Origin of the sequence: Xanthomonas fragariae, assembly GCF_017603965.1 — a bacterium.
GTDB classification, from domain to species: Bacteria; Pseudomonadota; Gammaproteobacteria; order Xanthomonadales; family Xanthomonadaceae; genus Xanthomonas; species Xanthomonas fragariae_A.
Map to the genome: position 1 here is coordinate 1,034,036 of NZ_CP071955.1, position 23,532 is coordinate 1,057,567.

General features: G+C 62.8%; 19 protein-coding genes and 1 pseudogene. 10 read left to right on the plus strand and 10 right to left on the minus strand.

Features of this window, described 5'->3' with window-relative positions; translation table 11 throughout:
- The first annotated feature begins 61 nt into the window (after positions 1–61).
- From J5I97_RS04805 to pilB, 3 genes are all read left to right on the plus strand, one after another.
- A complete protein-coding gene (locus tag J5I97_RS04805; RefSeq protein WP_208589542.1) occupies positions 62–472 on the plus strand; it encodes a pilin in 411 nt (136 codons plus the stop codon).
- Positions 473–546: 74 nt separating this feature from the next.
- A complete protein-coding gene (locus J5I97_RS04810) occupies positions 547–954 on the plus strand; it encodes a pilin (protein WP_208589544.1) in 408 nt (135 codons plus the stop codon).
- 116 nt (positions 955–1,070) lie between these two features.
- Positions 1,071–2,807 carry a type IV-A pilus assembly ATPase PilB gene (gene pilB, locus J5I97_RS04815; protein ID WP_208589545.1) on the plus strand — a complete coding sequence of 579 codons (1,737 nt, stop codon included), beginning with the start codon at positions 1,071–1,073 and terminating at the stop codon, positions 2,805–2,807.
- Between the two features lie 46 nt (positions 2,808–2,853).
- Here the strand turns inward: pilB and J5I97_RS04820 are convergent, their stop codons facing one another.
- From J5I97_RS04820 to J5I97_RS04835, 4 genes are all read right to left on the minus strand, one after another.
- The gene (locus tag J5I97_RS04820) at positions 2,854–3,450 is read right to left on the minus strand and encodes a Fic/DOC family protein (protein WP_208589553.1); all 597 of its coding nucleotides are present in this window, start codon (positions 3,448–3,450) and stop codon (positions 2,854–2,856) included.
- Positions 3,447–3,629, minus strand: a complete 183-nt coding sequence (locus tag J5I97_RS04825; RefSeq protein ID WP_208589555.1) for a YhfG family protein — start codon at positions 3,627–3,629, stop codon at positions 3,447–3,449. Before J5I97_RS04825 ends, J5I97_RS04820 begins: the two co-directional genes overlap by 4 nt.
- Positions 3,630–3,703: 74 nt before the next feature.
- Positions 3,704–5,092 carry a sigma-54-dependent transcriptional regulator gene (locus J5I97_RS04830; protein WP_238135643.1) on the minus strand — a complete coding sequence of 463 codons (1,389 nt, stop codon included), beginning with the start codon at positions 5,090–5,092 and terminating at the stop codon, positions 3,704–3,706.
- Positions 5,093–5,380: 288 nt separating this feature from the next.
- Positions 5,381–6,994, minus strand: a complete 1,614-nt coding sequence (locus J5I97_RS04835) for a sensor histidine kinase (protein ID WP_208589557.1) — start codon at positions 6,992–6,994, stop codon at positions 5,381–5,383.
- A gap of 232 nt (positions 6,995–7,226) precedes the next feature.
- On the opposite strand from J5I97_RS04835, the gene sucC reads away from it, so the two are divergent.
- The 4 genes and pseudogenes from sucC to J5I97_RS04855 all read left to right on the plus strand — a co-directional run bounded on the left by sucC (position 7,227) and on the right by J5I97_RS04855 (position 11,638).
- Entirely contained in the window at positions 7,227–8,396 is a 1,170-nt protein-coding gene (gene sucC / locus J5I97_RS04840) for an ADP-forming succinate--CoA ligase subunit beta (RefSeq protein WP_208589559.1), read from the plus strand.
- 176 nt (positions 8,397–8,572) lie between these two features.
- Positions 8,573–9,448, plus strand: coding sequence for a succinate--CoA ligase subunit alpha (sucD, locus tag J5I97_RS04845; RefSeq protein ID WP_208589561.1), 876 nt, complete (start codon positions 8,573–8,575; stop codon positions 9,446–9,448).
- Between the two features lie 239 nt (positions 9,449–9,687).
- A pseudogene (locus J5I97_RS04850) lies at positions 9,688–9,996 on the plus strand (DUF559 domain-containing protein).
- Between the two features lies 1 nt (position 9,997).
- A complete protein-coding gene (locus tag J5I97_RS04855; protein ID WP_208589563.1) occupies positions 9,998–11,638 on the plus strand; it encodes an NAD+ synthase in 1,641 nt (546 codons plus the stop codon).
- Positions 11,639–11,805: 167 nt separating this feature from the next.
- Here the strand turns inward: J5I97_RS04855 and J5I97_RS04860 are convergent, their stop codons facing one another.
- A complete protein-coding gene (locus J5I97_RS04860; RefSeq protein ID WP_208589565.1) occupies positions 11,806–12,687 on the minus strand; it encodes an outer membrane protein assembly factor BamD in 882 nt (293 codons plus the stop codon).
- 120 nt (positions 12,688–12,807) lie between these two features.
- On the opposite strand from J5I97_RS04860, the gene rluD reads away from it, so the two are divergent.
- Together rluD and pgeF are read left to right on the plus strand one after the other, a co-directional pair.
- Positions 12,808–13,803 carry a 23S rRNA pseudouridine(1911/1915/1917) synthase RluD gene (gene rluD / locus J5I97_RS04865; RefSeq protein ID WP_208589567.1) on the plus strand — a complete coding sequence of 332 codons (996 nt, stop codon included), beginning with the start codon at positions 12,808–12,810 and terminating at the stop codon, positions 13,801–13,803.
- A gap of 1 nt (position 13,804) precedes the next feature.
- The gene (gene pgeF / locus J5I97_RS04870) at positions 13,805–14,617 is read left to right on the plus strand and encodes a peptidoglycan editing factor PgeF (RefSeq protein WP_208589576.1); all 813 of its coding nucleotides are present in this window, start codon (positions 13,805–13,807) and stop codon (positions 14,615–14,617) included.
- Between the two features lie 275 nt (positions 14,618–14,892).
- Here the strand turns inward: pgeF and otsA are convergent, their stop codons facing one another.
- From otsA to J5I97_RS04890, 4 genes are all read right to left on the minus strand, one after another.
- Positions 14,893–16,260 (minus strand): alpha,alpha-trehalose-phosphate synthase (UDP-forming), encoded by a 1,368-nt coding sequence (gene otsA, locus J5I97_RS04875; RefSeq protein ID WP_208589583.1) that lies wholly within the window; start codon positions 16,258–16,260, stop codon positions 14,893–14,895.
- Positions 16,257–18,035: a glycoside hydrolase family 15 protein gene (locus J5I97_RS04880; protein WP_208589585.1), complete on the minus strand. Its 1,779-nt coding sequence runs from the start codon at positions 18,033–18,035 to the stop codon at positions 16,257–16,259. The genes otsA and J5I97_RS04880 overlap by 4 nt, the downstream gene beginning before the upstream one ends.
- Positions 18,036–18,080: 45 nt before the next feature.
- Complete coding sequence (gene otsB, locus J5I97_RS04885; RefSeq protein WP_208589598.1) at positions 18,081–18,839, minus strand: trehalose-phosphatase; 759 nt, start codon at positions 18,837–18,839, stop codon at positions 18,081–18,083.
- A gap of 129 nt (positions 18,840–18,968) precedes the next feature.
- A complete protein-coding gene (locus tag J5I97_RS04890) occupies positions 18,969–21,404 on the minus strand; it encodes a TonB-dependent receptor plug domain-containing protein (RefSeq protein WP_208589600.1) in 2,436 nt (811 codons plus the stop codon).
- Positions 21,405–21,607: 203 nt separating this feature from the next.
- Here J5I97_RS04890 and J5I97_RS04895 point away from each other — a divergent pair, with 203 nt between their 5' ends.
- The gene (locus tag J5I97_RS04895) at positions 21,608–22,081 is read left to right on the plus strand and encodes a DUF3574 domain-containing protein (RefSeq protein ID WP_208591563.1); all 474 of its coding nucleotides are present in this window, start codon (positions 21,608–21,610) and stop codon (positions 22,079–22,081) included.
- A 184-nt stretch (positions 22,082–22,265) separates the two neighbouring features.
- Here J5I97_RS04895 and J5I97_RS04900 read toward each other — a convergent pair whose 3' ends face one another.
- Positions 22,266–23,474 carry an aldose 1-epimerase family protein gene (locus tag J5I97_RS04900; protein ID WP_238135644.1) on the minus strand — a complete coding sequence of 403 codons (1,209 nt, stop codon included), beginning with the start codon at positions 23,472–23,474 and terminating at the stop codon, positions 22,266–22,268.
- Positions 23,475–23,532: the final 58 nt, after the last annotated feature.

The window sequence follows — 23,532 nt, forward strand, 5'->3', positions numbered from 1 at the left end:
GCGCAAAATATGTAGTGGCCCGCGGGCAAACACTATTTTCAACAACTCGTAGGGGATACCCATGAAGAAGCAGAACGGTTTTACGCTGATCGAACTGATGATCGTTATTGCGATCATCGCCATCCTGGCCGCCATCGCGCTGCCGATGTACCAGGACTATGTGGCCAAGTCGCAGGTGACAGCTGGCCTGGCTGAAATCAATCCTGGCAAGACGCAGTACGAAGTTGCCTTGAACGAAGGCAAGACTGCTATCACCGGTATTGGTGATTTGGGCCTGCGCTCGCCGACTGAACGCTGTGCCATCACCGAAATCACGACGCTGAGCGCGACAGGTACGATTGTTTGCACCTTGAAGGGTAATACTCAGGTGAAGGACAAAACTGTCACTCTGACGCGTCGTACGGATGGTACTTGGACCTGCGCGACCACTGCTGCCGCCAAGCATGCGCCGGCAGGCTGCCCGGGCGTCTAACGGATACCGGCGCCGCCAGAAAGGCCCCGCTACAGGCGGGGCCTTTCTATATCTAAGAAATTGGAGGGGGCAATATGTCTGGGCAGAAAGGCTTTTCTCTAATAGAGTTGATGATTGTCATAGCGATTATTGCCATATTAGCTGCTATAGCATTTCCGGCTTATCAAAGTTCCGTGGCAAAAGCGCAGCTTACCGCTGCATTGGCCGAAATAAGGCCAGCGAAAACAACGCTTGAAACGGTGGTGCAGGATGGCAGGGATCCATCGCTCGTTGATAAAAGTTACGTGGGTTTGACAGCATCTACCAGGTGTTCCAGCGTCAGTGCGACTCTGGATTCCTCCGGGGTTGGTGAAATTAGTTGTACTCTTCAAGGGTCTTCCCTGGTTTCAGGACGTGATTTAAAGTTGAAGCGTTCTGCTGCTGGTCTATGGGCCTGTGACGCCTCTGCTTTTGACCAAAAATATCGCCCTGCTGGTTGTTGAGCATGGCTGCATCGCTGTATCCACTGACTGACAGACGAAATAGTGGGCTACCGGTTTCAGAGGATTTGACCGACTAGCGTAAGCTAAGGCTGATATCAAAAATCTGTGAGAAGCTTATGAGCGCGGTCACTTCTGCTAATTTGGTCGGCATTACCGGCATAGCCAGACGCCTAGTTCAGGACGGCGCCTTGGAAGAAACGGTGGCGCGGGTTGCAATGGACCAGGCTGCGGCAGCTAAGATTCCTCTGCCACAATGGTTTTCAGAGAAAAAGTTGGTTTCGGCTTCACAACTGGCTGCTGCCAACGCAGTCGAGTTCGGCATGCCGCTGATGGACGTGTCGGTGTTCGACGCTAGCCAGAATGCGGTCAAGCTGGTCAGTGAGGAGTTGCTCCAGAAGTACCAGGTGCTGCCGCTGTTCAAGCGCGGCAATCGGTTATTCGTGGGGGTGAGCAACCCGACCCAGACCCGGGCGCTGGACGACATCAAGTTCCACACCAATCTGGTGGTGGAGCCGATCTTGGTCGACGAGGACCAGATCCGTCGCACCCTGGAGCAGTGGCAGGCCAGCAATGCGGCGCTTGGCTCGTCGCTCGGTGACGACGATGAGGGGATGGGGGACCTGGACGTGTCGGCCGGGGACGAGGACATGGGCGCCGGCGGGGATTCCGGGGTCGATGCCAAGGGCGACGACACGCCGGTGGTGAAGTTCGTCAACAAGATGCTGGTGGATGCGATCCGGCGGGGGGCCTCCGACATCCATTTCGAGCCGTATGAAGACGATTACCGGGTGCGGTTGCGGATCGATGGGCTGCTGAAGAACGTGGCCAAGGCGCCGGTGAAACTGAGCCAGCGCATCGCGGCGCGCTTGAAGGTGATGTCGCAGCTGGACATCGCCGAGAAACGGGTGCCGCAGGACGGGCGCATCAAGCTCAATCTGTCCAAGACCAAGCAGATCGACTTCCGTGTCAGCACCTTGCCGACCTTGTTCGGCGAGAAGGTGGTGCTGCGTATTTTGGACGCTAGCGCGGCCAAGCTGGGCATCGAGAAGTTGGGCTATGAGGCGGATCAGCAGAAGCTGTTCCTGGATGCGATCCACAAGCCGTACGGCATGGTGCTGGTGACCGGGCCGACCGGTTCGGGCAAGACGGTGTCGTTGTATACGGCGCTGGGCATCCTCAACGATGAGACGCGCAATATCTCCACGGCCGAGGATCCGGTGGAAATCCGCTTGCCGGGCGTGAACCAGGTGCAGCAGAACGTCAAGCGGGGCATGACGTTTGCGGCGGCGTTGCGGTCGTTTCTGCGCCAGGATCCGGACATCATCATGGTCGGCGAAATCCGCGACCTGGAAACGGCCGAGATTGCGATCAAGGCGGCGCAGACCGGCCACATGGTGTTGTCGACGTTGCACACCAACGATGCGCCGCAGACCATTGCGCGTCTGATGAACATGGGCATTGCGCCGTACAACATTACCTCATCGGTGACGTTGGTCATTGCACAGCGTCTGGCGCGGCGGTTGTGCAACAACTGCAAGCGCAAGTCGACGTTGCCCGAGCACGCATTGCTTGCGGAAGGATTCACCGCAGAGCAGGTGGCTGCAGGTATCGAACTATATGAGGCGGTGGGCTGCGACGAGTGCACCGCAGGCTATAAGGGCCGTACCGGTATTTACCAGGTGATGCCGATGACCGAAGAGATCGGCGCGATCGTGCTGGAAGGCGGCAATGCAATGCAGATCGCCGAGGCGGCGCAGAGTATCGGCATCAAAGATCTGCGGCAATCGGCGCTGATCAAGGCGGCGCATGGGGTGACCAGCCTGGCCGAGATCAATCGGGTGACGAAGGATTGAGTCGCCTCAGTTGTCAGTGTGATCGACCAAGAGTTCTTCGGTCTCATTAGAGCTCTTCGATCTCACCGACGCACGTATCGAACAGGTGGGTTAGCGGCCTGTAGTCACATGAAACGGCTGCGATGCAGGCTGCGATCCATGGTTCGGCGTAGACGCGCTTCCAGGAGACTGCCAGCCCGTTGAGCAGTAACCAGTGTTCGAAGAAAAGCCGCTGTGTGCGGCCGTTGCCTTCGCGGAACGGGTGAATCATATTGAGCTCGCCGTAGAGCTCCGCGATCAGGCGCATCTGTGCCGAGCGCGGCAGAGCGGCTAGATCGGTGGAGTTCAACTGGTTGAACAATTGATTTGCTTCGGGCTCTATGCGGCTAGCGATGCAGAATCGCGTGGCGCCTTTGGCGATATCCACGGTTCTGAGGCACCCAGCCCAATCGTAGACTTCGTCGAACAGTTGGCGATGCAGGTTACGCAGGTAATCGAGATCGAAAGGCGGTGCGCCAATCTCTATGGATTCCACTGCAGTTGCGGCGAAGTCCGCTTCCGCCACTTCCAAAGTATCAGGGTCAACAATGTTGAGCTTGTTTTTTAGGACGGCAGTGCCGGGATAACACGTGGGGTCGGCAGAGACCGCGTACTTGCCTTTCATCCTTGGCGCGAGGAGGCCATGTATTTCTTACGCAGTGTTTCTTTGCTGGGCAACGGAGCTTGACTGTTTGCGGCTGTTGCGGTGGTTTTAATGCCTTCCAATCGTTGACTGGCGGCAAAGTTGTCCCTGCGGGTGGCGCGATAGTGCTCGACAACGGTCTCAAGCCTGGACTTTTTCATGACGACTTCTCTGAACACGTGGCTGTCCCAATTATACCCGGACGGGCTAGGGCGAGATTTGTTGTGCCCCAACCTCACTCCATCCCCAACTTCTTGAGCTTGTAGCGCAGCGCGCGGAACGTAATGCCCAGTTGCGCGGCGGTCTTGGTCTTGTTCCAGCGATTTTCTTCCAGGGCTTTCTTGATCGCGGCGCGTTCCAGTTGCTCGATGTAGGACGGTAGCGCAGAGGCGGCGGGGTCGATGTCGACGACGGCTTCGCGCGGTTCGACAGCGGCGCTGCCAGGGGGGGCGGCGAGACGATGGCCGCCGTGGGCGGGCAGGCGCAGGTCGCTGGCATTGATCTGGTCGGCTTCGGCCAGGGCCAGGGCGCGTTCGAGGATGTTTTCCAGCTCGCGGACGTTGCCGGGGAAGCCGTAGTGGTCGAGCGCATCGAGTGCGGATTGGGTCAGTAGCGGAATCGGGCGGCCATGGCCATGCGCCAGGCGCGCGATGATGGCGGCGGCCAGTTGCGGGAGGTCGCCACCGCGTTCGCGCAGCGGTGGAACCCGCAGTTCGATGACGTTGATGCGGTAGTACAGGTCGTGACGAAAACGGCCGTCGGAAACCAGGTCGCCGAGATCCTTGTGCGTGGCCGAGAGGATGCGCACGTCCACCAGCATTTCGCTGGATGCGCCGACCGGGCGCACCGATTTTTCCTGGATCGCGCGCAGCAGTTTGACCTGCATCTGCAGCGGCAACTCGGCCACTTCGTCCAGAAACAGTGTGCCGCCATGCGCGGCCTGGAACAGGCCCGGCGTGTCGGCATGCGCCCCGGTGAAGCTGCCCTTCTTGTGGCCGAAGAATTCGCTCTCCATCAGTTCGGCGGGAATGGCGCCGCAGTTGACCGGGACGAACGGCCCGGCCGCGCGTGCTCCTTGTTCGTGGATGGTGCGTGCGACCAGTTCCTTGCCCACGCCCGATTCGCCGACGATGTAGACCGGTGCCTGGCTGCGGGCGACCTTGCCGATGGTGGCGCGCAGGCTTTCCATCGCGCTGGAGTCGCCGAGCAGGCGGCTGGCCTGTTCCGGCCGTGGCGGGGCGGGGCGGTCGCGGTTGTTCAATTCCAGCGCGTGCTTGACCAGGCCGCGCAGCACGCTGATGTCCACCGGCTTGCTGACGAAGTCGAACGCGCCGGCCTTCAGGGCTTCCACTGCCAGATCCATGCTGCCGAACGCGGTGATCATCGCCACCGGGGTCTGCGGATAGCGCTTGGCGATCTCGGTGACCAGTTCGATCCCGTTGCCGTCGGGCAGACGCATGTCGGTCAGGCACAGGTCGTAGGGATTGTTGGCCAGCAGCTCGCGCGCTTCGGCCAGGTTGGCGGCGGTGCTGATACGCAAGCCCATGCGGCCGAGAGTGAGAACAAGCAACTCGCGGATATCACGCTCGTCATCGACAACCAGGGCACTTTTGGGTTCGCTCATGTTGCGCACGATAGCCCAGCGTGACGACAGTGGACAATTGTCGGTCGGGTTCGGGCGCAACGCTTCACTCGGTCGCCAGCGCGTCAACAGGGCGGTGCTGTAGCAGGTCACGCACTTGTCGGCGGCACGCCTTTGCTGCGAGGCGTGAGGAGGACAGCGCGCCGCGTTGCATCGCACTGCGCTCGGCTGGGGTCAACGAGGTGCAGATCTGTGCATGCCTACGGGGCATCGCCCTGGGCAGAAGACCTGTGGCGTCACGTGTTGTTGGCTACGGGATAGCGACTGGCGCTAGCTCTTCCCAAGCAACCCATTCGGTCGTTGCAACACGATCCGGAAACACGCACCGCCCCCCGGCACCGAGACGTAATCCAGTTGCGCCTGGTTGGCGCGGCACAGCTCCTGAGCGATATACAGGCCCAGTCCGGTGCCATGCTCGGAGGTGGTGTAGAACGGGCGGAACAGTTGCGCGGCCACCGCCTCCGGAATGCCGGGGCCGCGGTCGACCACATCGATCACCGCCATGCGCTCCCGATGTTCGACACGTAGCTTCACCCGCGCCGGCTCGTCCATGCCCCGGCCATATTTGAGCGCGTTGTGGACCAGCGTAGTCAGGATCTGATGGAGATGCTTGGGGTCGATCAAGGCATGCACCGAGCTGCCCTGGATGCTGGCTTCCAGGATGTCTGTCTCCATCGACATGGTCTGCCGATATTCGACCACGAAGCGACGTACGAACGCGGCCAGATCCAGATTCTCCGGGCTCGCGCGCTCGCGGCGGGCCAGCCCGAGCACGCTTTCGACGATGCCGTTGGTGCGCTGGCATTGCTGGTTGATGATCTGCAGCAGGCGGCGGTCGGCAGCGCCGATGTCCGGCGATTCTTCCAGCAGCTGCGAGGCGTAACTGATCGCGGTCAGCGGGTTGCGGATCTCGTGCGCCAAGCTGGCCGAGAAGCGGCCCATCGCCGACAGGGTCAGTGATTCGGCGCGGCGCGAGACCACGGTGGCGTCGTCCAGAAATACCAGCGCCAGGTCGCTGTCGGCCAGCAGGCGCACGAAACGTGGTTGCACTTCCGGGCGGTCGGAACCGAGTTGCAGCGGAGCTTCTTCCTGGTGCCAGCCGCTGCGCCAGCGTTGCAGGCGCAACGCCAGTTCCGGCGTGAGAGCGGCCAGCGACAGGTCGGCCGGGGCGTTGCGCTGGTCGCCATCGCCGAGCAGTGCCAGCGCCGCTTCGTTGGCCAGGGTGATGGTGTTGTGCGTATCGACCACCAGCACGCCGGTACGCAGGCGGCGGATGATCAACTCGTTGATCTCGTACAGATTGGCGACCTGCGCCCCGCGTTGTTCGGCCAGCACCTGATTGTTGCGCGCGCGCGAGGCGATCTGCTGGCAGATGTAGGCCACTGCCACATAGCTGGTGGCGAACATCGCCAGCTCGGCCAGTGGGCGGGTGGTGCCGTCCTCAAGCAGGGTCCACAGGTATTCGAGCACGATGGCGGCGCTGGCGAGCACCGCAATGCTCATGCCGTAGCGCAGCCGCAGCAGGATCGAGGCAGCGGCGACATTGAACAGCAGCATCATCGCGATGCCGGCGCTGGCGCCGGGCAGGGCGTGCGTGGCCAGGGTGGCGGCGAGGATGTCGGCCAGCACCGAACAGAATACGGTGGTGGTCAGCCGACGCTCGCTGCGGCCCCAGAACAGCAGCGGCACGGCCATGCATAGGTAGCCGATCGCGACCCCGGCGGCCAGGCGCGGATAACGCGGGTCGGGAATGGCATCGGACAACGGGCTGAACACCAACGCGGCGATCAGGCCGGCCACCAACAGCCGGTACAGCGAAAAGAAATACAGCTCGCGCTGCGGCGCGGACTGGATCCGGTCGATAAGCGATGTGCTGGATGCCAAACGCGATTCCCCGCTGGAACAAGCCGCGAGTATAGGCAGGTACGGCGCGCATCCGCCGCGCGTGCGCAGTGTCCGGCGGTGCGCATGCGCGGCGATCTGGGGGCCAATCCGGTCGGCTTTTGCGCCGCACGACGTGGTCGGCCACAATAGGCGGCCCGTTCGCGTCTCATGACGCGCCGCCTAGGCGGTCTGCGTTGCAGGTAGCGGTCGTTTCCTTTTCCCACGGTGACGCATGAATTTCCACGAATACCAGTCAAAACAGCTGCTTGCCGAGTACGGCATCCCCGTCCCGACCGGCAAGGTCGCAGCGACCCCGGATGAAGCGGTTGAAGTCGCCAATTCCCTGGGCAAGGGCCCCTGGATGGTGAAAGCGCAGATCCACGCGGGCGGCCGCGGTAAGGCTGGCGGCGTCAAGTTCTGCAAGACCACCGACGAGGTGAAGGCCGCAGCAGCCAAGATGCTCGGCACCAAGATGTCCACCTACCAGACCGCCGGCGTGGAGCTGCCGATCAACCTGGTGCTGGTGACCACCGCCGGTGAGATCGTCAAGGAGCTGTACCTGTCGATCCTGGTCGACCGTGGCACCAAGACCATCACCTACATCGCCTCGTCCGAGGGTGGTGTGGAGATCGAGCAGGTCGCCGCCGAGACGCCGGAGCTGATCCATTCGCTCAATGTCGATTTCGTCGAAGGCGTGCAGGGCTACCACGGCCGCGATTTCGGCTTCAAGCTCGGCCTCAACGCCAAGCAGGCCGGCCAGTTCGCCAGCATCATGGTCAACCTGTATCGCCTGTTCAACGAAAAGGATCTGGCGCTGGTTGAAATCAACCCGCTGGCGATCCTGGACGACGGCAACCTGTACGCGCTGGACGGCAAGTTCGACAGCGACGATAACTCTGCATTCCGTCAGAAGCAGCTGATCGCCATGCGCGACAAGACGCAGGAAGACGAGACCGAAGTGACCGCGTCGGAGTTGGACATCAACTACGTCACCATGGACGGCAACATCGGTTGCATGGTCAACGGCGCAGGCCTGGCCATGGCCACCATGGACGTCATCAAGCTCAATGGCGGCGAGCCGGCGAACTTCCTGGACGTAGGCGGCGGTGCCAACAAGCAGCGCGTCATCGAAGCGTTCAAACTGATCCTGTCTTCGGACAAGGTCGAAGGCATCTTCGTCAACATCTTCGGCGGCATTGTCCGCTGCGACATGATTGCCGAGGGCATCATCGCGGCAGTCAAGGAAGTGGGCGTCAAGGTTCCGGTCGTGGTGCGCCTGGAAGGCACCAACGTGGAAGAAGGCAAGCAGCTGCTGCGCGATAGCGGCATGGCCATCATCCCGGCCGACAACATCAACGACGGCGCCAAGAAGGTCGTCGAAGCTGTCAAGAACGCCGCCTGATTCCCCCCGGCCTCGGATCGCCGACAGGCCGCCGCTGTCGCTCCCTTGCGTCAAGGGGGCAGGCACTCCGCGTAGCGGAGGGACGGGGGTCCTGGAGGAACGCAGCGCGGACATCGGCTCACGCTGGTTCCGATGCGTCCGAAGCCGGCCCAACACATTACGAAGGACTCAACGAAATGTCCGTTTTGATCAACAAGAACACCAAGGTGATCGTGCAGGGCTTTACCGGCCAGCAGGGCACCTTCCACGCCACTCAGATGATCGAGTACGGCACCCAGGTCGTCGGCGGCGTGACGCCGGGCAAGGGCGGCACCACGCATATCGACCTGCCGGTGTTCAACACCGTGGCCGATGCCGTGCAGAGCACCGGCGCCGATGCATCGGTGATCTACGTGCCGCCGCCGTATGCGGCCGATGCGATCCTGGAAGCGGCTGCGGCCGGTATCAAGGTCATCGTGTGCATCACCGAGGGCATCCCGGTGCTGGACATGCTGCGCGTCAAGAACGTGCTGACCCGTTCGCATCCGCAGACCGTGCTGATCGGGCCGAACTGCCCCGGCGTGATCACCCCGGGCGAGTGCAAGATCGGCATCATGCCGGGCCACATCCACAAGCCGGGCAAGATCGGCATCGTGTCGCGCTCGGGCACGCTGACTTATGAAGCGGTCAAGCAGACCACCGAAGTCGGCCTGGGCCAGTCCACGTGCATTGGTATCGGTGGCGACCCGATCAACGGCCTGAACTTCGTCGACTGCCTCAAGCTGTTCAACGAAGACCCGCAGACCGAAGGCATCATCATGGTCGGCGAAATCGGCGGCGACGCCGAGGAAGCCGGTGCCGAGTACATCAAACAGTTCGTGAACAAGCCGGTTGTCGGTTTCATTGCCGGCGCCTCGGCTCCGGCCGGCAAGCGCATGGGCCATGCCGGTGCGATCGCATCGGGCGGCAAGGGCACCGCCGAAGGCAAGTTTGCTGCGATGGAGGCTGCTGGCGTCAAGACCGTCCGTTCGCCGGGCGATCTGGGTGCCGCGATTGCTGCGCTGGTGAAGTAAGCACGCATCGCGCGCAAGCGTGTGCGTAGGAGAGGCCGCCTTCTGGCGGCCTTTTTTTGGCTCGCGTTGCCCTCATCCGCCCTTCGGGCAGCTTCTTCCGCAGGCGGGAGAAGAGCAGGCGGGAGAAGAGATGGTGCGCGTGAGTTGCGATGTCGCGTTCGAGCAACGGCAACACCAGCAGCAGTTGTGCATGAGCGCGTTGAGGCGCTGCCTCCAGAAATTTCCGGCTCTGGTATCGCCTGCGCGATTGGCGTCTGTTGGTTTCAAGTTTCGGCGGCAATGCCCGATCGGGCCCTACATCGCAGATTCCGCCTGCCTGAGGCCAGTGTTGGTCGTCGAGTCCGATGGCAGTCAGCACCTGGACGTCTGCTTCGATGCCGCGCACGGTCTACCTGCGCCGGGAAGGCTTTGAGTTGCTGCGCTTCTGGAATAATGACGTGCTGATGCGCACCGACGTCGTGTGTGACGCAATTGCGCGACGTCGGTGCGTTGCCCGCTTTTCTTTCTTTCCTGCCAGCATCCAGCAGGAACCTGCAAAAGGCCGCTGATATGTCCCAAACCCTCCGCATCGCCATGGCTCAATTCGACTTCCCGGTCGGCGCCGTGGCGCACAATACCGATCGCATCATCGCGTTCATTTCGGCGGCGCGTGACGAGTTCGACGCGGACATCGTGCTGTTTCCCGAGTTGGCCATCAGTGGCTATCCGCCGGAAGATCTGCTGCTGCGGCCTGGGTTTCTCGCGCATTGCCAAGAAGCACTGGCGCGCATCGCGGCCAGCACGCGCGGCATTGTGGCGGTGGTCGGTTGGCCGCAGAGCGCCGCCAGCGTGGTCTATAACGCGGCCAGCGTATTGCGCGACGGGCGCATCGAGGTCACCTACCGCAAGCGCGAATTGCCCAATTACGCAGTGTTCGACGAGCGCCGCTATTTCGACGTCGATCCGGATGGCAGGAGCTGTGTGGTCACGATCCAGGGCGTGCAGGTGGGCGTGGTGATCTGCGAAGACCTGTGGTTTGCCGAGCCGCTAGCCAAGACCGTGCAGGCCGGCGCCGAGCTGGTGCTCGTGCCTAACGCCTCGCCGTACGAGCGAGGCAAGCATGCGCAACGCGATGCCTTGCTGGCCGAGCGCACGCGCCAGAGCGGGGCGGCAATCGCTTATCTCAACGTGGTCGGCGGGCAGGATGCATTGGTGTTCGATGGTGCATCGGTGGTGGCCGATGGCGACGGCACCGTGCATCCGGCCGCCTCGGCGTTTGTGGACCAGTGGCTGGTGGTGGACTACGCTGCCGGCGAGCGCAGCTTCACGCCGGTGATGTGGGTGGACGATGGCGATGAGAGCATGGACGCGCTGGCTTGGCGCGCGGTGGTGCGCGGGCTGCAGGACTATTGCCGCAAGAACGGCTTCAGCAAGGTCTGGCTGGGTTTGTCCGGCGGAATCGACTCGGCGCTGGTGTTGGCGATGGCAGTCGATGCGCTGGGTGGCGACAACGTCACCGCCGTGCGCCTGCCATCGCGCTACACCGCAGACTTGTCCAACGATCTGGCCGACGAGCAATGTCGCGCGTTGGGCGTCAAGCTGGAAACCATCGCGATCGAGCCGGCCTTCGAAGGGTTGCTCGCCGCGCTGGGGCCGATGTTCGATGGCACCCAGCCGGACATCACCGAAGAAAACCTGCAGTCGCGCAGCCGTGGAGTGATCCTGATGGCGCTGTCCAACAAGTTCGGCGGGCTGTTGCTGACCACCGGTAACAAGAGCGAGTACGCGGTGGGCTACGCCACCATCTACGGCGATATGTGCGGTGGCTACGCACCGCTCAAGGATTTGTACAAGACGGAGGTGTTCGGCCTGGCCAAGTGGCGCAACACCGTGGGCGGCGCGCCGGTGATTCCGCCTGCAGTCATCGCGCGCGCGCCCTCGGCCGAGTTGCGCGACAACCAGACCGACCAGGATTCGCTGCCGCCGTACGATGTGCTCGACGGAATTTTGTATCGCTATGTCGATCAGGAGCAGTCGCGCGAGGACATCGTCGCCGCCGGCTACGCGGCCGACACGGTCGAGCAGGTACTGCGGCTGGTACGGCTCAACGAGTGGAAGCGCCATCAGTCCGCACCGGGACCCAAGGTGTCGCGACGCGCATTCGGTCGCGAGCGGCGCTATCCGATCACCAATGGGTATTGTGGCCAGTAGCGCAATAAGTTAAGGCGACAGACACACGGCATCGGCGCAACGACATTGGATCGCATCCTCCAGGCAACGCCTGCACCGCGGAGCTCGCGCCGAACATCCACTAGTCACGAAATAAAAAAGGGGCCTTTCGGCCCCTTTATGTGTTCAGCTCAGCGTCGACTGAAATCTCAATCGCGATTCATCTGCGCATTGCGCTGGCCGCTCGCGGCAGATTTCTCGCCAGCAAACGGGTTGAGCTTGCGCAGCGCCCACGGATACTTCGGCCAGTCGCCGGTCAGCCAAGGGTGCTGCGGGCTATTGAGCTCCAGTACGCGGCGTGCGTCTGCGGCCAGGGTCTTGTTGCCCAGGCGCGTGTAGGCCTCGGCCAGCACGGCGACGGCGTCGTACTGGTACGCGCTCTGCGGGTAGGTTTCCAGCAAGTAGTTGGCACGGCCGGCTGCCGATACCCAGGCATCGCGACGTAGGTAGTACAACGCGTTGTCCAGTTCGTGCTGGGCGAAGATGTCGCGTAGCTCGATCATCCGTTTGCGCGCATCTGCCGCGTAACGGCTGTTCGGGTAGCGGTCGGTAACGGTGTTGAAGTCGTTGTAGGCCTGCTGCGGCGACGACAGGTCGCGACGGCTCGGATCCAGCGACCACACGCGGCGCAGGAACACCGTGTCGCGGTTGCTGTTGGCCAGCCCACGCAGGTAGTACAGATACGAGATGTTGCGATGGGTTGGGTAAGTACGGATGAAGCGATCCACGCTGGACACCGTATCGTCGTGCTTGCCAGCCTTGTACTGGGCGTAGGCGGTTTCGATCATCGCCTGCTCGGTGTACGGGCCATAGGGGTACTGGGCGATGAGGCGCTTGAAGCTGGCTTCGGCACCGGCCCAGTTGCCTTTCTCCATCAACCCATGGCCCTTGCCGTAGAGCTGCTCGACCGGCATGCCCTCGTCGGGATTTTTGTCCTTGGTGCCGCGGTGGCAGCCGGTGACGACGAACGCCATGACCAGCATGAGGGCGATGAGGCGCGCAGGCGCGTAAAACGTGGACCGTCGGATCATGGGTCTGGGCAGGACGCATCAGGAAAACCAGAGCGCGATGATAGCCTAGTGGCCTGTCCGGCGACTGACTTCCGCCGTCCAGGCCGCCAAATTCCCGCTTTTGCCTGAGTGTCCGTGTCCATGTCCGACCCATCTGCCCAATCCCTCGCCCCGTCCATCCGCCAGGCCATCGTGCCCGACAGCGCCGCAGGACGCCGTTTCGACGCGGTGCTGGCCGAGTTGTTCCCCGAATTCTCGCGCTCGCGGCTGTCGGAGTGGATCAAGTCCGGCGATGCGCTGTTGGATGGCGAAATGGCGCGTCCGCGCGACACCTTGCGCGGCGGCGAGAGCGTACAGGTGCAGGTGGTGCTGGAAACCCAGACCCACGCCGCGCCGCAGGACATCGCGTTGAACGTGTTGTACGAAGACGACCAGGTGCTGGTGATCGACAAGCCCGCGGGTCTGGTGGTGCATCCGGGCGCTGGCAATCCGGACGGCACTCTGGTCAACGCCTTGCTGTTCCGCGACCCGGCGCTGTCGGCCGTGCCGCGCGCTGGCGTGGTGCATCGCCTGGACAAGGACACCAGCGGCGTGATGGTGGTCGCACGCACCCTGCAGGCGCAGACCGCGCTGGTGGAGCAGCTGTCCGCACGCGACGTGCATCGCCAGTATCTGGCAGTCGTGGTGGGAGCGCTGGTGTCCGGTGGCACCGCCAATGCGCCGATCGACCGCCACCCGCGCGATCGCCTGAAGATGGCAGTGCGCGATGATGGCCGCGATGCAGTCACCCATTACCGCCTGCGCGAGCGCTTCCGCGCGCACACTGCGCTGGAATGCCGCCTGGAAACCGGGCGTACCCATCAGATCCGCGTGCATATGGCGCACCTGAAATCGCCGATTGTCGGCGACCCGCTGTACGGTGGCGCGCTCAAGCTGCCCAAGGGCGCCACCGACGAACTGGTGCACGAGCTGCGCACCTTCAAGCGTCAGGCGCTGCATGCCGAAACGCTGGAGTTCCTGCATCCGGTGAGCGGCGAGCCGGTGCGCGTCAGCGCGCCGGTGCCTGCCGACCTGCAGCGGCTGATGACCGCGCTGCGCGAGGACGGTGCGCACGCAGCCGAGCTGGCGCGCCGCTGAGGTGACGCTCGCCATGCCTTTCATCCTGTCGGCCAATTGGCCGGCGCCGCCGCGTATCCGCGCCCTGACCACGCTGCGCTACGGCCTGGGCGAATCGCTGGCGCCGTTCGATACGCTCAACCTCGGCAACTGCAGTAGTGCAGAGGGCGATGTGCCCGCGCGGGTGGCGCGTAACCGAGCGCTGTTGGTCGAGGCGTTGGCACTGCCGAGCACGCCACACTGGCTGCGTCAGGTGCATGGTGTGGAGGTAGTGCGCGTCGAGGCACCACCAGTTGCCGCCTGCACACGCGATGGCGTGGTAAATGTCGCGCTGGATGCGCAAGAACCTGTCGCCGATGCGGCCGTAGCTGATGTGCCCGGTGTGGTACTGGCGATCCTTACCGCCGATTGTCTGCCGGTGGTGCTCGCCGCCATCGATGGCAGCGAGGTAGCCGCCGCGCACGCCGGTTGGCGTGGGTTGGCCGATGGCATGCTGGAGCGCAGCGTCGCCGCCATGCGCACGCCGCCGCAGCACGTGGTGGCGTGGTTAGGGCCGGCAGCGGGGCCGCAGGTGTACGAAATCGGCGAGGAGGTGTTCAACGCTTTCCTCGCGCACGATACGCAAGCGCAAGCTGCGTTTGTCGCGACCTGTCCGGGACATTGGTTGGTGGATTTGTATGCGCTGGCACGTCAGCGTTTGCAGCATGCCGGTGTGCCGATGAGCGCTATCCACGGGGGTGGCCTATGCACCATTTCCGATCCACAACGCTTCTTCTCGCATCGCCGCGATCGCCGCAGCGGACGCATGGCCACACTGGCCTGGATCGCGCCTTGAGCACGCCGCTCTAAGGACCACCGTTCCAAGCTGCGCGCCCGATACACCGGAAATACCCAAAATCCGAACGGACGAGCGAAATTGCCGCTTGTGCCGGAGCGCAGACGATGAAGACTTCTCGCCACCACGTGCAGCGGTACCCTGGTCCGGTGCGAGGCGCCAGCTTCGCACCGTGAATGAGCCACTGTCCCGGTAGGAGAAGGGAAGGGCATGTCTCGGTGCGCCGGTGTGACTTCATCGCGCTGGATTGCGTCAAACAACCCGTCGACATCAACTCATATATCTGCAAGCGCTTGCAGATAGCGTTGACGCCAGTGATTGATGTTGTTCTTGCGCAGGTGATCCATCATCGCCCGCCAGCGCTCGATGCGCGTCGCCAACGGCATGCTCGCTGCCGTGGCGATCGCATCGGCCACGCCGTCCAGGTCATGCGGATTGACCAGCAATGCCTCTTTCATTTCATCGGCCGCACCTGCCAACAGCGAGAGCACCAGCACGCCCGGGTTCGCAGGATCCTGCGCGGCCACGAACTCCTTGGCGACCAAATTCATGCCATCGCGTAATGGCGTCACCAGGCCAACTGCGGCCGCACGATAAAAACCGGTCAATGTGGCGTGGCTGAAGTTCTGATTGACGTAGCGCAGCGGCGTCCAATCCGGCTCGGCGTGCCCACCGTTGATGTGGCCGGCGATCTGCTCCAGCTGCCCGCGTAGTTGGCGATATTCGTTGACGTCGCCGCGCGACACCGGTGCGATCTGCAGATAGGTCAGGCTGCCGGATTGATCCGGGTAACGCTCCAGATAGCGCTCGAAACCCTGGAAGCGCTCCGGCAATCCTTTGGAATAATCCAGCCGGTCCACGCCGATCGCCAACTGGCGGCCACGCAAACTTTCGCGTAGATCGCGCACCGCCTGCTTGCCGACCGAGGCCTTGGCCTGATTGGCGATCAGATCGGTATCGATGCCGATCGGAAAGGCCGCAGCGCTGAAACGACGCCCGCCCGGGCCTTCGACGAGATCGCCTTCCAGAATGCGGCCACCGCCGAACAGACGCACATACGCCTTGAAACGCTCGGCATCGCGCTGGGTCTGGAAGCCGACCAGATCGTAGGCATAGAAGGTGCTGAACAAGCGCGCATGATCGGGCATGGCCTGCATCAAGTCGGCCGAGGGCATCGGTACGTGCAGGAAAAAGCCCATCTTGCAGCCCACACCCAGCTCGCGCAGCATCGTGCCCAGCGGAATCATGTGGTAATCGTGGATCCACAGCGTGTCGCTATCTTTGAGCAATGGCGCCAGCTTCTGGGCGAACAGCCGGTTGACGCGCATATAGCCTTCGCGGGTGGCGCGGTCGTAATCGACCAGATCCAGACGGAAGTGCAGCAGCGGCCACAGCGTACGATTGGCGAAGCCGTTGTAGTACGAATCCATGTCGCGCTTGTTGAGGTCCATGGTGACGAACTTGATGTCGCCTTCGGTCTGTTCGTGCATGCCGCCGCTATCGCCGCGTACGGTCTTGCCACTCCAGCCGAACCACATACCGCCGCGCTCCTTGAGCGCTGCCAACAAGCCAACCGCCAGACCGCCGGCACGGTTCTCGCCGGGCACTGCAACGCGATTGGATACCACCACCAAACGACTCATGACGCCTCCTGCCAGCTCCGCGACAAGCGCATCGCTGCAATGATCAACCCCACATGCGAATAGGTCTGAGGGAAATTTCCCCAGGCTTCGCCGTCTTCAAACGATAGATCCTCCGATAGCAAGCCGAGGTGATTGCGGCGCAAGAGAATGCGCTCGAACAATTCACGCGCCTCGTCCTTGCGACCGATCGCGGCCAGCGCGTCGATGTACCAGAATGTGCAGATGGTGAAGCTGGTTTCCGGCTCACCGAAGTCATCCGGCGCGATGTAGCGATACAGCGCATCGCCATGCTTGAGCACGCGACCGACCGCTTCCACGGTGCGCATGAAGCGGCTGTCGTCGTTGGCGACGATGCCGATATCGGCCAGCAACAGCAGCGATGCATCCAGACGGTGGCCACCGAGCGTATCGGTGAAGTGGCCGTGTTCTTCGCTCCAGGCTTCAGACAACACGCGCTCGCGAATGCTGTCGGCGCGTTCGCGCCAATACACGCTGCGCTCGGGCAGGACAAGCCGGTCGGCGATCTTGGACAGGCGATCGCAGGCCGCCCAGCACATCGCGGCGGTATAGGTATGCACTTCGGCGCGGCCGCGGAATTCCCACAGGCCGGCATCGGGCACATTGTGCAGCGCGTATGCGCGCTCGCCCAATGGCTCCAGACGGCGGAAGGTGTCCGCATCGCCTGGATCCTTCAAACGCAGATCGAAGAACAGTTGCGTGGAGGCCAGCACCACGCTGCCGTAGACGTCGTGCTGCTGCTGGATCCAGGCCAGGTTGCCACGCCGCACCGGGCCCATACCCCGATAGCCCTTCATCGTGTCGACTTCGTGCTCTTCCAGCTGCGATTCGAAACCGATACCGTACAGCGGTTGCAGGGTGCCGTCGCTGGTGGCGATATTGAAGATGTAGCCGATGAATTGCTCCATCGTACGCGTAGCGCCGAGCCGGTTGAGCGCACGCACCACAAACCCCGCATCGCGCAACCAGCAATAACGGTAATCCCAATTGCGCGGCGTATTCGGCGCTTCCGGAATCGAAGTGGTCATCGCGGCGATGATCGCGCCGCTGTCTTCGTACTGGCACAACTTGAGCGTGATCGCACTGCGGATCACAGCGTCCTGCCAGTCCAAGGGGATCGACAGATAACGCACCCATTCGCGCCAATATTCTTCGGTGCGTTCCTGCGCTTCCTGCACATAGCCGCTGAGAGAGCGAGTCAGTGATTCATCGACGCCCAACACCAGATTCACCGGGTGGCTGAGTACGAACGGCAAACCGTCACGCACGAACCGCACCGGTACATCGGTGGTCAGGCGCAGGGTGAATTCCGGCAACATCCAACGGATGTGATTGCTGCCCCAGGTGGTATCGGGGGTACGGCCACCCCAATCGGCCAGCGGGCGTGCGCGCACCACGATGCGCGGGTTGCCAGCCAGGGGGCGAATCTGCCGGATGATGCTCACCGGCCGATAGAAACGGCCGTTATTGCGCCAGCGCGGTGCGAAGTCGATGACTTCCACTTCGCCACCGTGGCGATCGCGCAAGACGGTGCGCAGCACTGCGGTATTGGGTAGGTAGTGTTGCTCGCTGCCGACGAAATCTTCCAGCTCCACGGCAAAGTCCCCACCTTCGCCCTTGGGCGAAAGCAACGAGCAGAACGCCGGGTCGCCGTCGAAGGCCGGCAGGCAACTCCACACCACATGTGCCTGCCGATCGACCAATGCACCGAAGCTGCAGTTGCCTATAACGCCCAGATCCAGGTTTGGCTTGGTCATGGAGTGCGGACGATCCTATGTAAGACGAGAGGAGGCGCGCTGCGATCAAAGGCTGCGCGCGTTTTGCTGTAACCATGCATGCACATCCGCCGTGCCATCGACGCGGAAATGTGCGCTGGTCTGTGTGCGATTGCCGACCAGCACACTCCAACCGCCGAGACGATTTGCCGCTGCGAAGCCGAATTCGTCGGTGAGATCGTCGCCGACGAACACCGGCGTGCGGCCGGCGAATGCGCCGTGCTGCATCAGTTGTTCGACCGCCACGCCTTTGTTGCTGCCTTGCGGGACGAATTCGACTACGTGATCGCCAGGTTGCAGGCGATAGCCGGAGAGTTGGGCGATCTCCTGCTGCGCGAAGGCGAGGACGTCGGGGCCGGCGTGCGGTTGTGCGCGCCAATGCAGTGCGACGCTGACGCCTTTGTCTTCCACCAGCACGCCAGGGTGCTGGTGCGTGAGCTCTGCGGCGCGTCGATGCAAACCATGCAGCCGCTCGGAGGTGTCTTGCGGCATCGCGACACCTGCAGCGATATCGCTGCGCAGTTCGTGTCCATGCAAGCCTGCCGCTGGGAGCAGCAGGGGAGCGAACACTGCGTCCAGTTGCGATAGCGCTCGTCCGCTGACCAATGCGACTGCGCCGTTGAGGCGATCGCTCAAGCGCCCGATGGCCTCGCGGACATCGGGCAATAGCCGCACTGCCTCGGGGCTGTCGGCGAAGTCGATAAGAGTGCCGTCCACGTCCAGAAACAATGCACAGGCATCGTCCAGCAATGGCGGCGACGGAAGGGGGGAGTGCACGTCTGCCATCGCGCCAGTGTGCGCAATCGAGTGTGAGATTCAGGTTATGGAACGGCAGGCAATGAAGAGCTTGAAATGGGGGATTGGCCATAAAAGCCGGCTCTTTCCAATTCCCACTGGCGGCTCTCCATCCCGGCTTCAGAACGTGTACCGCACTCGCCCGTACCAGTACGCGCCGTTGCTGCCGATCGGCGAAAGCACGTCATAGGGCAGGTTGCCGAAGTACGCGATGTCGTCGATGGAGCGGTCCGAATAGTTGTCCAGGATATTCTGCCCGCCAATCGCCAGTGTCCATTGGTTGCCCAGGTGGTACTCGGCTTCCAGGTCGAGCTGCCATTGCGCGCCGTAGGTCTGGCGCGGCACGAAACCGCCGCCGAAGTCGAACACGCGCGTGGCGCTGCCGTAGCGGTTGACGCGGGTCTGCAGCGTCCAGTATGCGTTGTTCCAGTTGGCCGCCAACGCCGCACGCGTGCGCGGCGCGGCATCGGTGAGCGTGTTGCTCTCCTGAACGCCGAACAGCACGTACTCCGGGTCCAGTGCGAGCAATTGCGCCGGGGTGGCGATAACGTTCTTCAACTCGGTCTTGGCGTAGCTGTAGGTGCCGGTCAGCAGCAGGTCGCCGCCGAAGATGTATTGGCGCCAGTTGGCGACCAGCTCGGCGCCGCGCGTGCGAGTGTCGGCAGCGTTGAGGAAATAGCTGGCGCTCTGCACGCCTGTAACGCCGAAGTTCTGCTGCACGAAGTCGGTGAGGCTGTCGCCGGTGATGTCTTCGGATAGCGCAATGCGGTCGTCGATATCGATCTGGAAGATGTCCAGCGACAGGTCGAAGTGATCGCCTAGCTGGCTGGTGAAGCCCAGGCTGTAGTTGAGCGATGTTTCCGGTTTCAGATCGGTGGCGCCGAGCGCGCGCGCGATCGGGTTGTTGACCGACAGCAGGCGGCCCTGGGTGAGGCGACCGGCCGCATCGTAGCCGGTGGAGGTGGCTTCATAGCCGATCTGGCTGAGCGAGGGCGCACGCACGTTGCTGGAGACGGCGCCACGCAGCGCGAACGCCTGTGCGAGCGCGTAGCGCGCGGCCAGCTTGCCAGTCCACTGGCTGCCGAAGTCCTGGTAATGCTCGTAGCGGCCGGCCAGGTCGGTGGAGAACTTGGTGCCGAACTGGCTGGAGACGTTGGCGTAGGCGCTGGCGACATTGCGCGACAGGTCGGCTTCGTCCTGCGGGGTGAGGCCGCCGCCGGCCTGCGAACCGGTCGGGCGATCGGTGAACGGGCCGGCGGCGGCGCTGGCCGGGTCGCCGGCATGGGTGCGGTATTGCTCACGGCGGAATTCGGCGCCGGTGCCGAAGGTATGGGTGGCGCCGGCTGCGGCGAATACGCGGGTCAGATCCAGATTGCCCACAGTCTGCGCAAACGCAAAATCGCCGGTCTTGAAGCGAGTGGTGCTGCCCGGGCCGAGCGAGGCGTTGAGCGAATTGCGTAGCCGGTAGGTGAAGTCGTTGCGGCCATCATTGACGCTGGCGTCGTAGTCCCAGTTGCCCAACTGCCCGCGTGCACCGGCCACGACCTGCAGATCGCGATTTTCGCCTTCCGAAATGGGGCGATAGCCGTTGGGGTAGATCTCGCGCCAGTTGGCGCTGCCATCCGGGTAACGGAAGTAGTTGGCGCCTTCGGTGTCGCGCTGGTTGTAGGTGCCGAACGCGTAGAACTCGCCGCTGTGGCTGAAGGGAATCTTGGTGTTGAGCCAAGCGTTCAGGCCCTTGGTGGCGCCATCGCCGAGCACATAATTGCGCTGGCCGGCCAGCGCCAGATTGGCCGGGGTCTGCTCTTCGAACGGCGGAATCCGATCGAAGCCGGCGCGGTTGGTCGCCTCGCGACTCTTCAGTTCCAGGCCCACCTTAAAGAAGCTGCCGTCATCGCCGAGCAGGGTGCCGACCTTGGCGCTGGCATAGCTGGTCTGGCCATCGGTGATGCGGCGGTTGATCGGCTCCACATCGGTGTTGTAGGCGCCGAAGCTGGCATCCAGCTCGCCGCGTGCGGGGTTGTCGTCCAGGATCACGTTGATGACGCCTGCGATCGCATCCGAGCCGTACTGCGCACCCGCGCCGTCGCGCAGCACTTCGATGCGCTTGATCGCGTTGATCGGGATGGAATTGAAATCCACCGGCGTGGTGCCCCTGCCGATCTTGCTGTCGGTATTGACCAGCGCGGAGGTATGCCGGCGCTTGCCGTTGACCAGCACCAGCACTTGATCGGGCGAGAGTCCGCGCAACTGTGCGGCGCGGATGTGGTCGGCGCCGCCGGAGTTGGACTGGCGCGGGATATTGAACGACGGCAACAGCGCCTGCAGCGCGCTGCCGAGTTCGCCGTTGACCACGCCGGCCTTGCGGATGTCCTCGGCGGTGAGCACGTCCACCGGCACGGTCGATTCCAGCAACGTGCGGTCGCTGGCACGGGTGCCGGTGACGATCACGGTGTCCAGCGTGGTGGCGCCTGGGGCGGCCTGCTGTGCCTGCGCGTTGGCGCTCAACACGGTGGCGATGGTCATGCCGATAGCCGTAAGGGTGGGGCTAGTCATGCTCTCTCCTGCAATTGCAAACGCGCCGCGCGGTGGGCATCCGGCCGGGCTGGGGCGCTAAAGGGTCCAAGTATCCTCATCACCCGGATTAGGAAGAGATTATCGCCTCGTTCAGGCAAGCGCGAGATGGCACAGTATGCACGCCGGCATCAGCTGATGCCGGGCCTGCATGCACCCGCTACAGACCCGTCATGGAGAAGTCGATGAAGGTGTTGCCGTCCTGCCTGCTTGCCGCCACGTTGGCTTTGTCCGCCTGCGCTACCATGCCCGGCGCCGCACCGACATCGGCCACCGCCAGCCTGCAAGGCGATGCGGCACGACCGGCCGCGGCGCATGGCTGGGTGCGCAGCGAGCTGTACTTTGGCGTGGGCGAGGAAACCGGCCCGGCCGATCGCCCGCAGACCCGTACCATCGACGAAACCCAATGGCGTGCCTTTCTGGACAAGGAAGTGACCCCGCGCTTCCCGGACGGGTTGAGCGTCTTCGATGCCTACGGCCAGTGGCTGTTTCGCGGCGCCAAGGAGCCGAACCGGCTCGGCACCAAGGTGCTGGTGATCCTGCACGAAGACACCTCGCAGCGGCGCAACGATATCGAGGCGATCCGTCTGGCCTGGAAGCAGGCGACTGGTCACCAGTCGGTGCTGTGGTCGCGGCAGGCGGTGGATGTATCGTTCTGAGCAAGGCCCGTCATGCGGTCCATCGTTAGGCAATCGCTGCTTTTTCGTCTTCGCCAAGCAAATGCAGCGGCGTCTGTGTCGATGGCGCCGTAGCGCCATCGACACCTCCAATCACACTGTCCAGCAATCACACTGTCCAGTGGCATTGCGCAATCGCCTCGCCACTGCCGGTCAGGGGTGTGCGCTAGCGCTCCTGTGCCAGCGGTGTCTGCCGTATCTTGGCGGGATGACCGTTTTGCAATGTCGTGATGTCGTGCAGCGCTGTCCGCACGGCTGCTGTACTAGGAAGCAGTCGATAGTGAAGAACGAAATCGCGCGTCCCGCCGGCTTCAATCGTGGGGACCAGGCCGAGATCGCGTTGCAAACTGCGGTTATACGAAAAGCTGGTGCCCGGCTCCAGACCCGCGACATAGCCGGTGGTTTGACTGTCGGTATTCTTCCACAGGGAGAATACCGGCAACTGCTTGACGTTGAATGCCAGTGCGACGCCTCGCTGTGCGCTCTTGTCATGCAGAACCGCCAGACTCTGCCCACTGTCATCACCGAGGGGGTAAATGTTGTACACCGTTTCGCCATATCCGGCTGTAGGGCCGCGGAACGTTTGCCAATTGGCCAGTTCCTGCTGCGCTCGCGCATTGAATGGAGAAACTTCACGCGCCGGCATTGCAAAGCGGGCCCCCTCTCCAAGTAATGGCGCGCCGAAGTTGCTGTGGTAGAGAACCTGATATTCGGCAGGCTGGTCGCTTCGATTGGTAAGCCGGTCATGCAGCGTGAAAGCGGTCGCGCCAGGCTCGGTGATCAGTTCGGCATCGATCTGAAAATCCACCTTCTTGAAAGCTTGCTCGTTCAGCACGCCTTTCAGGCTGATTCGGTGCGGTGGCCGGTCGTCGATGCTGAGCACGACAGTGCGTGCGGGCAAGTAGGACGCGCGCCCATGAAGGGTCAGCAGTTCTCCCCGATCTTCGCCAGGGTGGCCGACCCATTCGAATCCGCAACGCGCCACCAATTCGTTGAAACCCTCCAGCCAGCCCAGCCCACTGCGGCTTTCCAGGTTGACGAAAGCGGGATTGACCACCTCGCTGACCGGCGAGTCCCAGCCGAGGCGTAACGCGCCGGCCTGAGCGCGCAGAACGTTCATGCCGCGGGTGGGCACCACGGTTAATTGCATGGCTCCGGTATCGATCTCGATCAGTGCGCTGCCTTCCTGACGGCCGCCATTGAGGCGGCGCAAGCTGACTTTGAAGGGGGGACCATCGTGGAAACCAAGCTGATCGTTGCCGATGCTCCAGTCCTGGAGGGGTTTGTCCGGTGCGATGAGTGTGTAGTCCACGGCATGGGCTGGCAGGGCGACAAGGACAACGATGCAACCAACGAGCGAGCGAACAGGAATCATGGGGGTCTCCGTTTTGAGGGGCGGCCGTGTGTGTTTAAACGCACTCGATGGTCAGAGT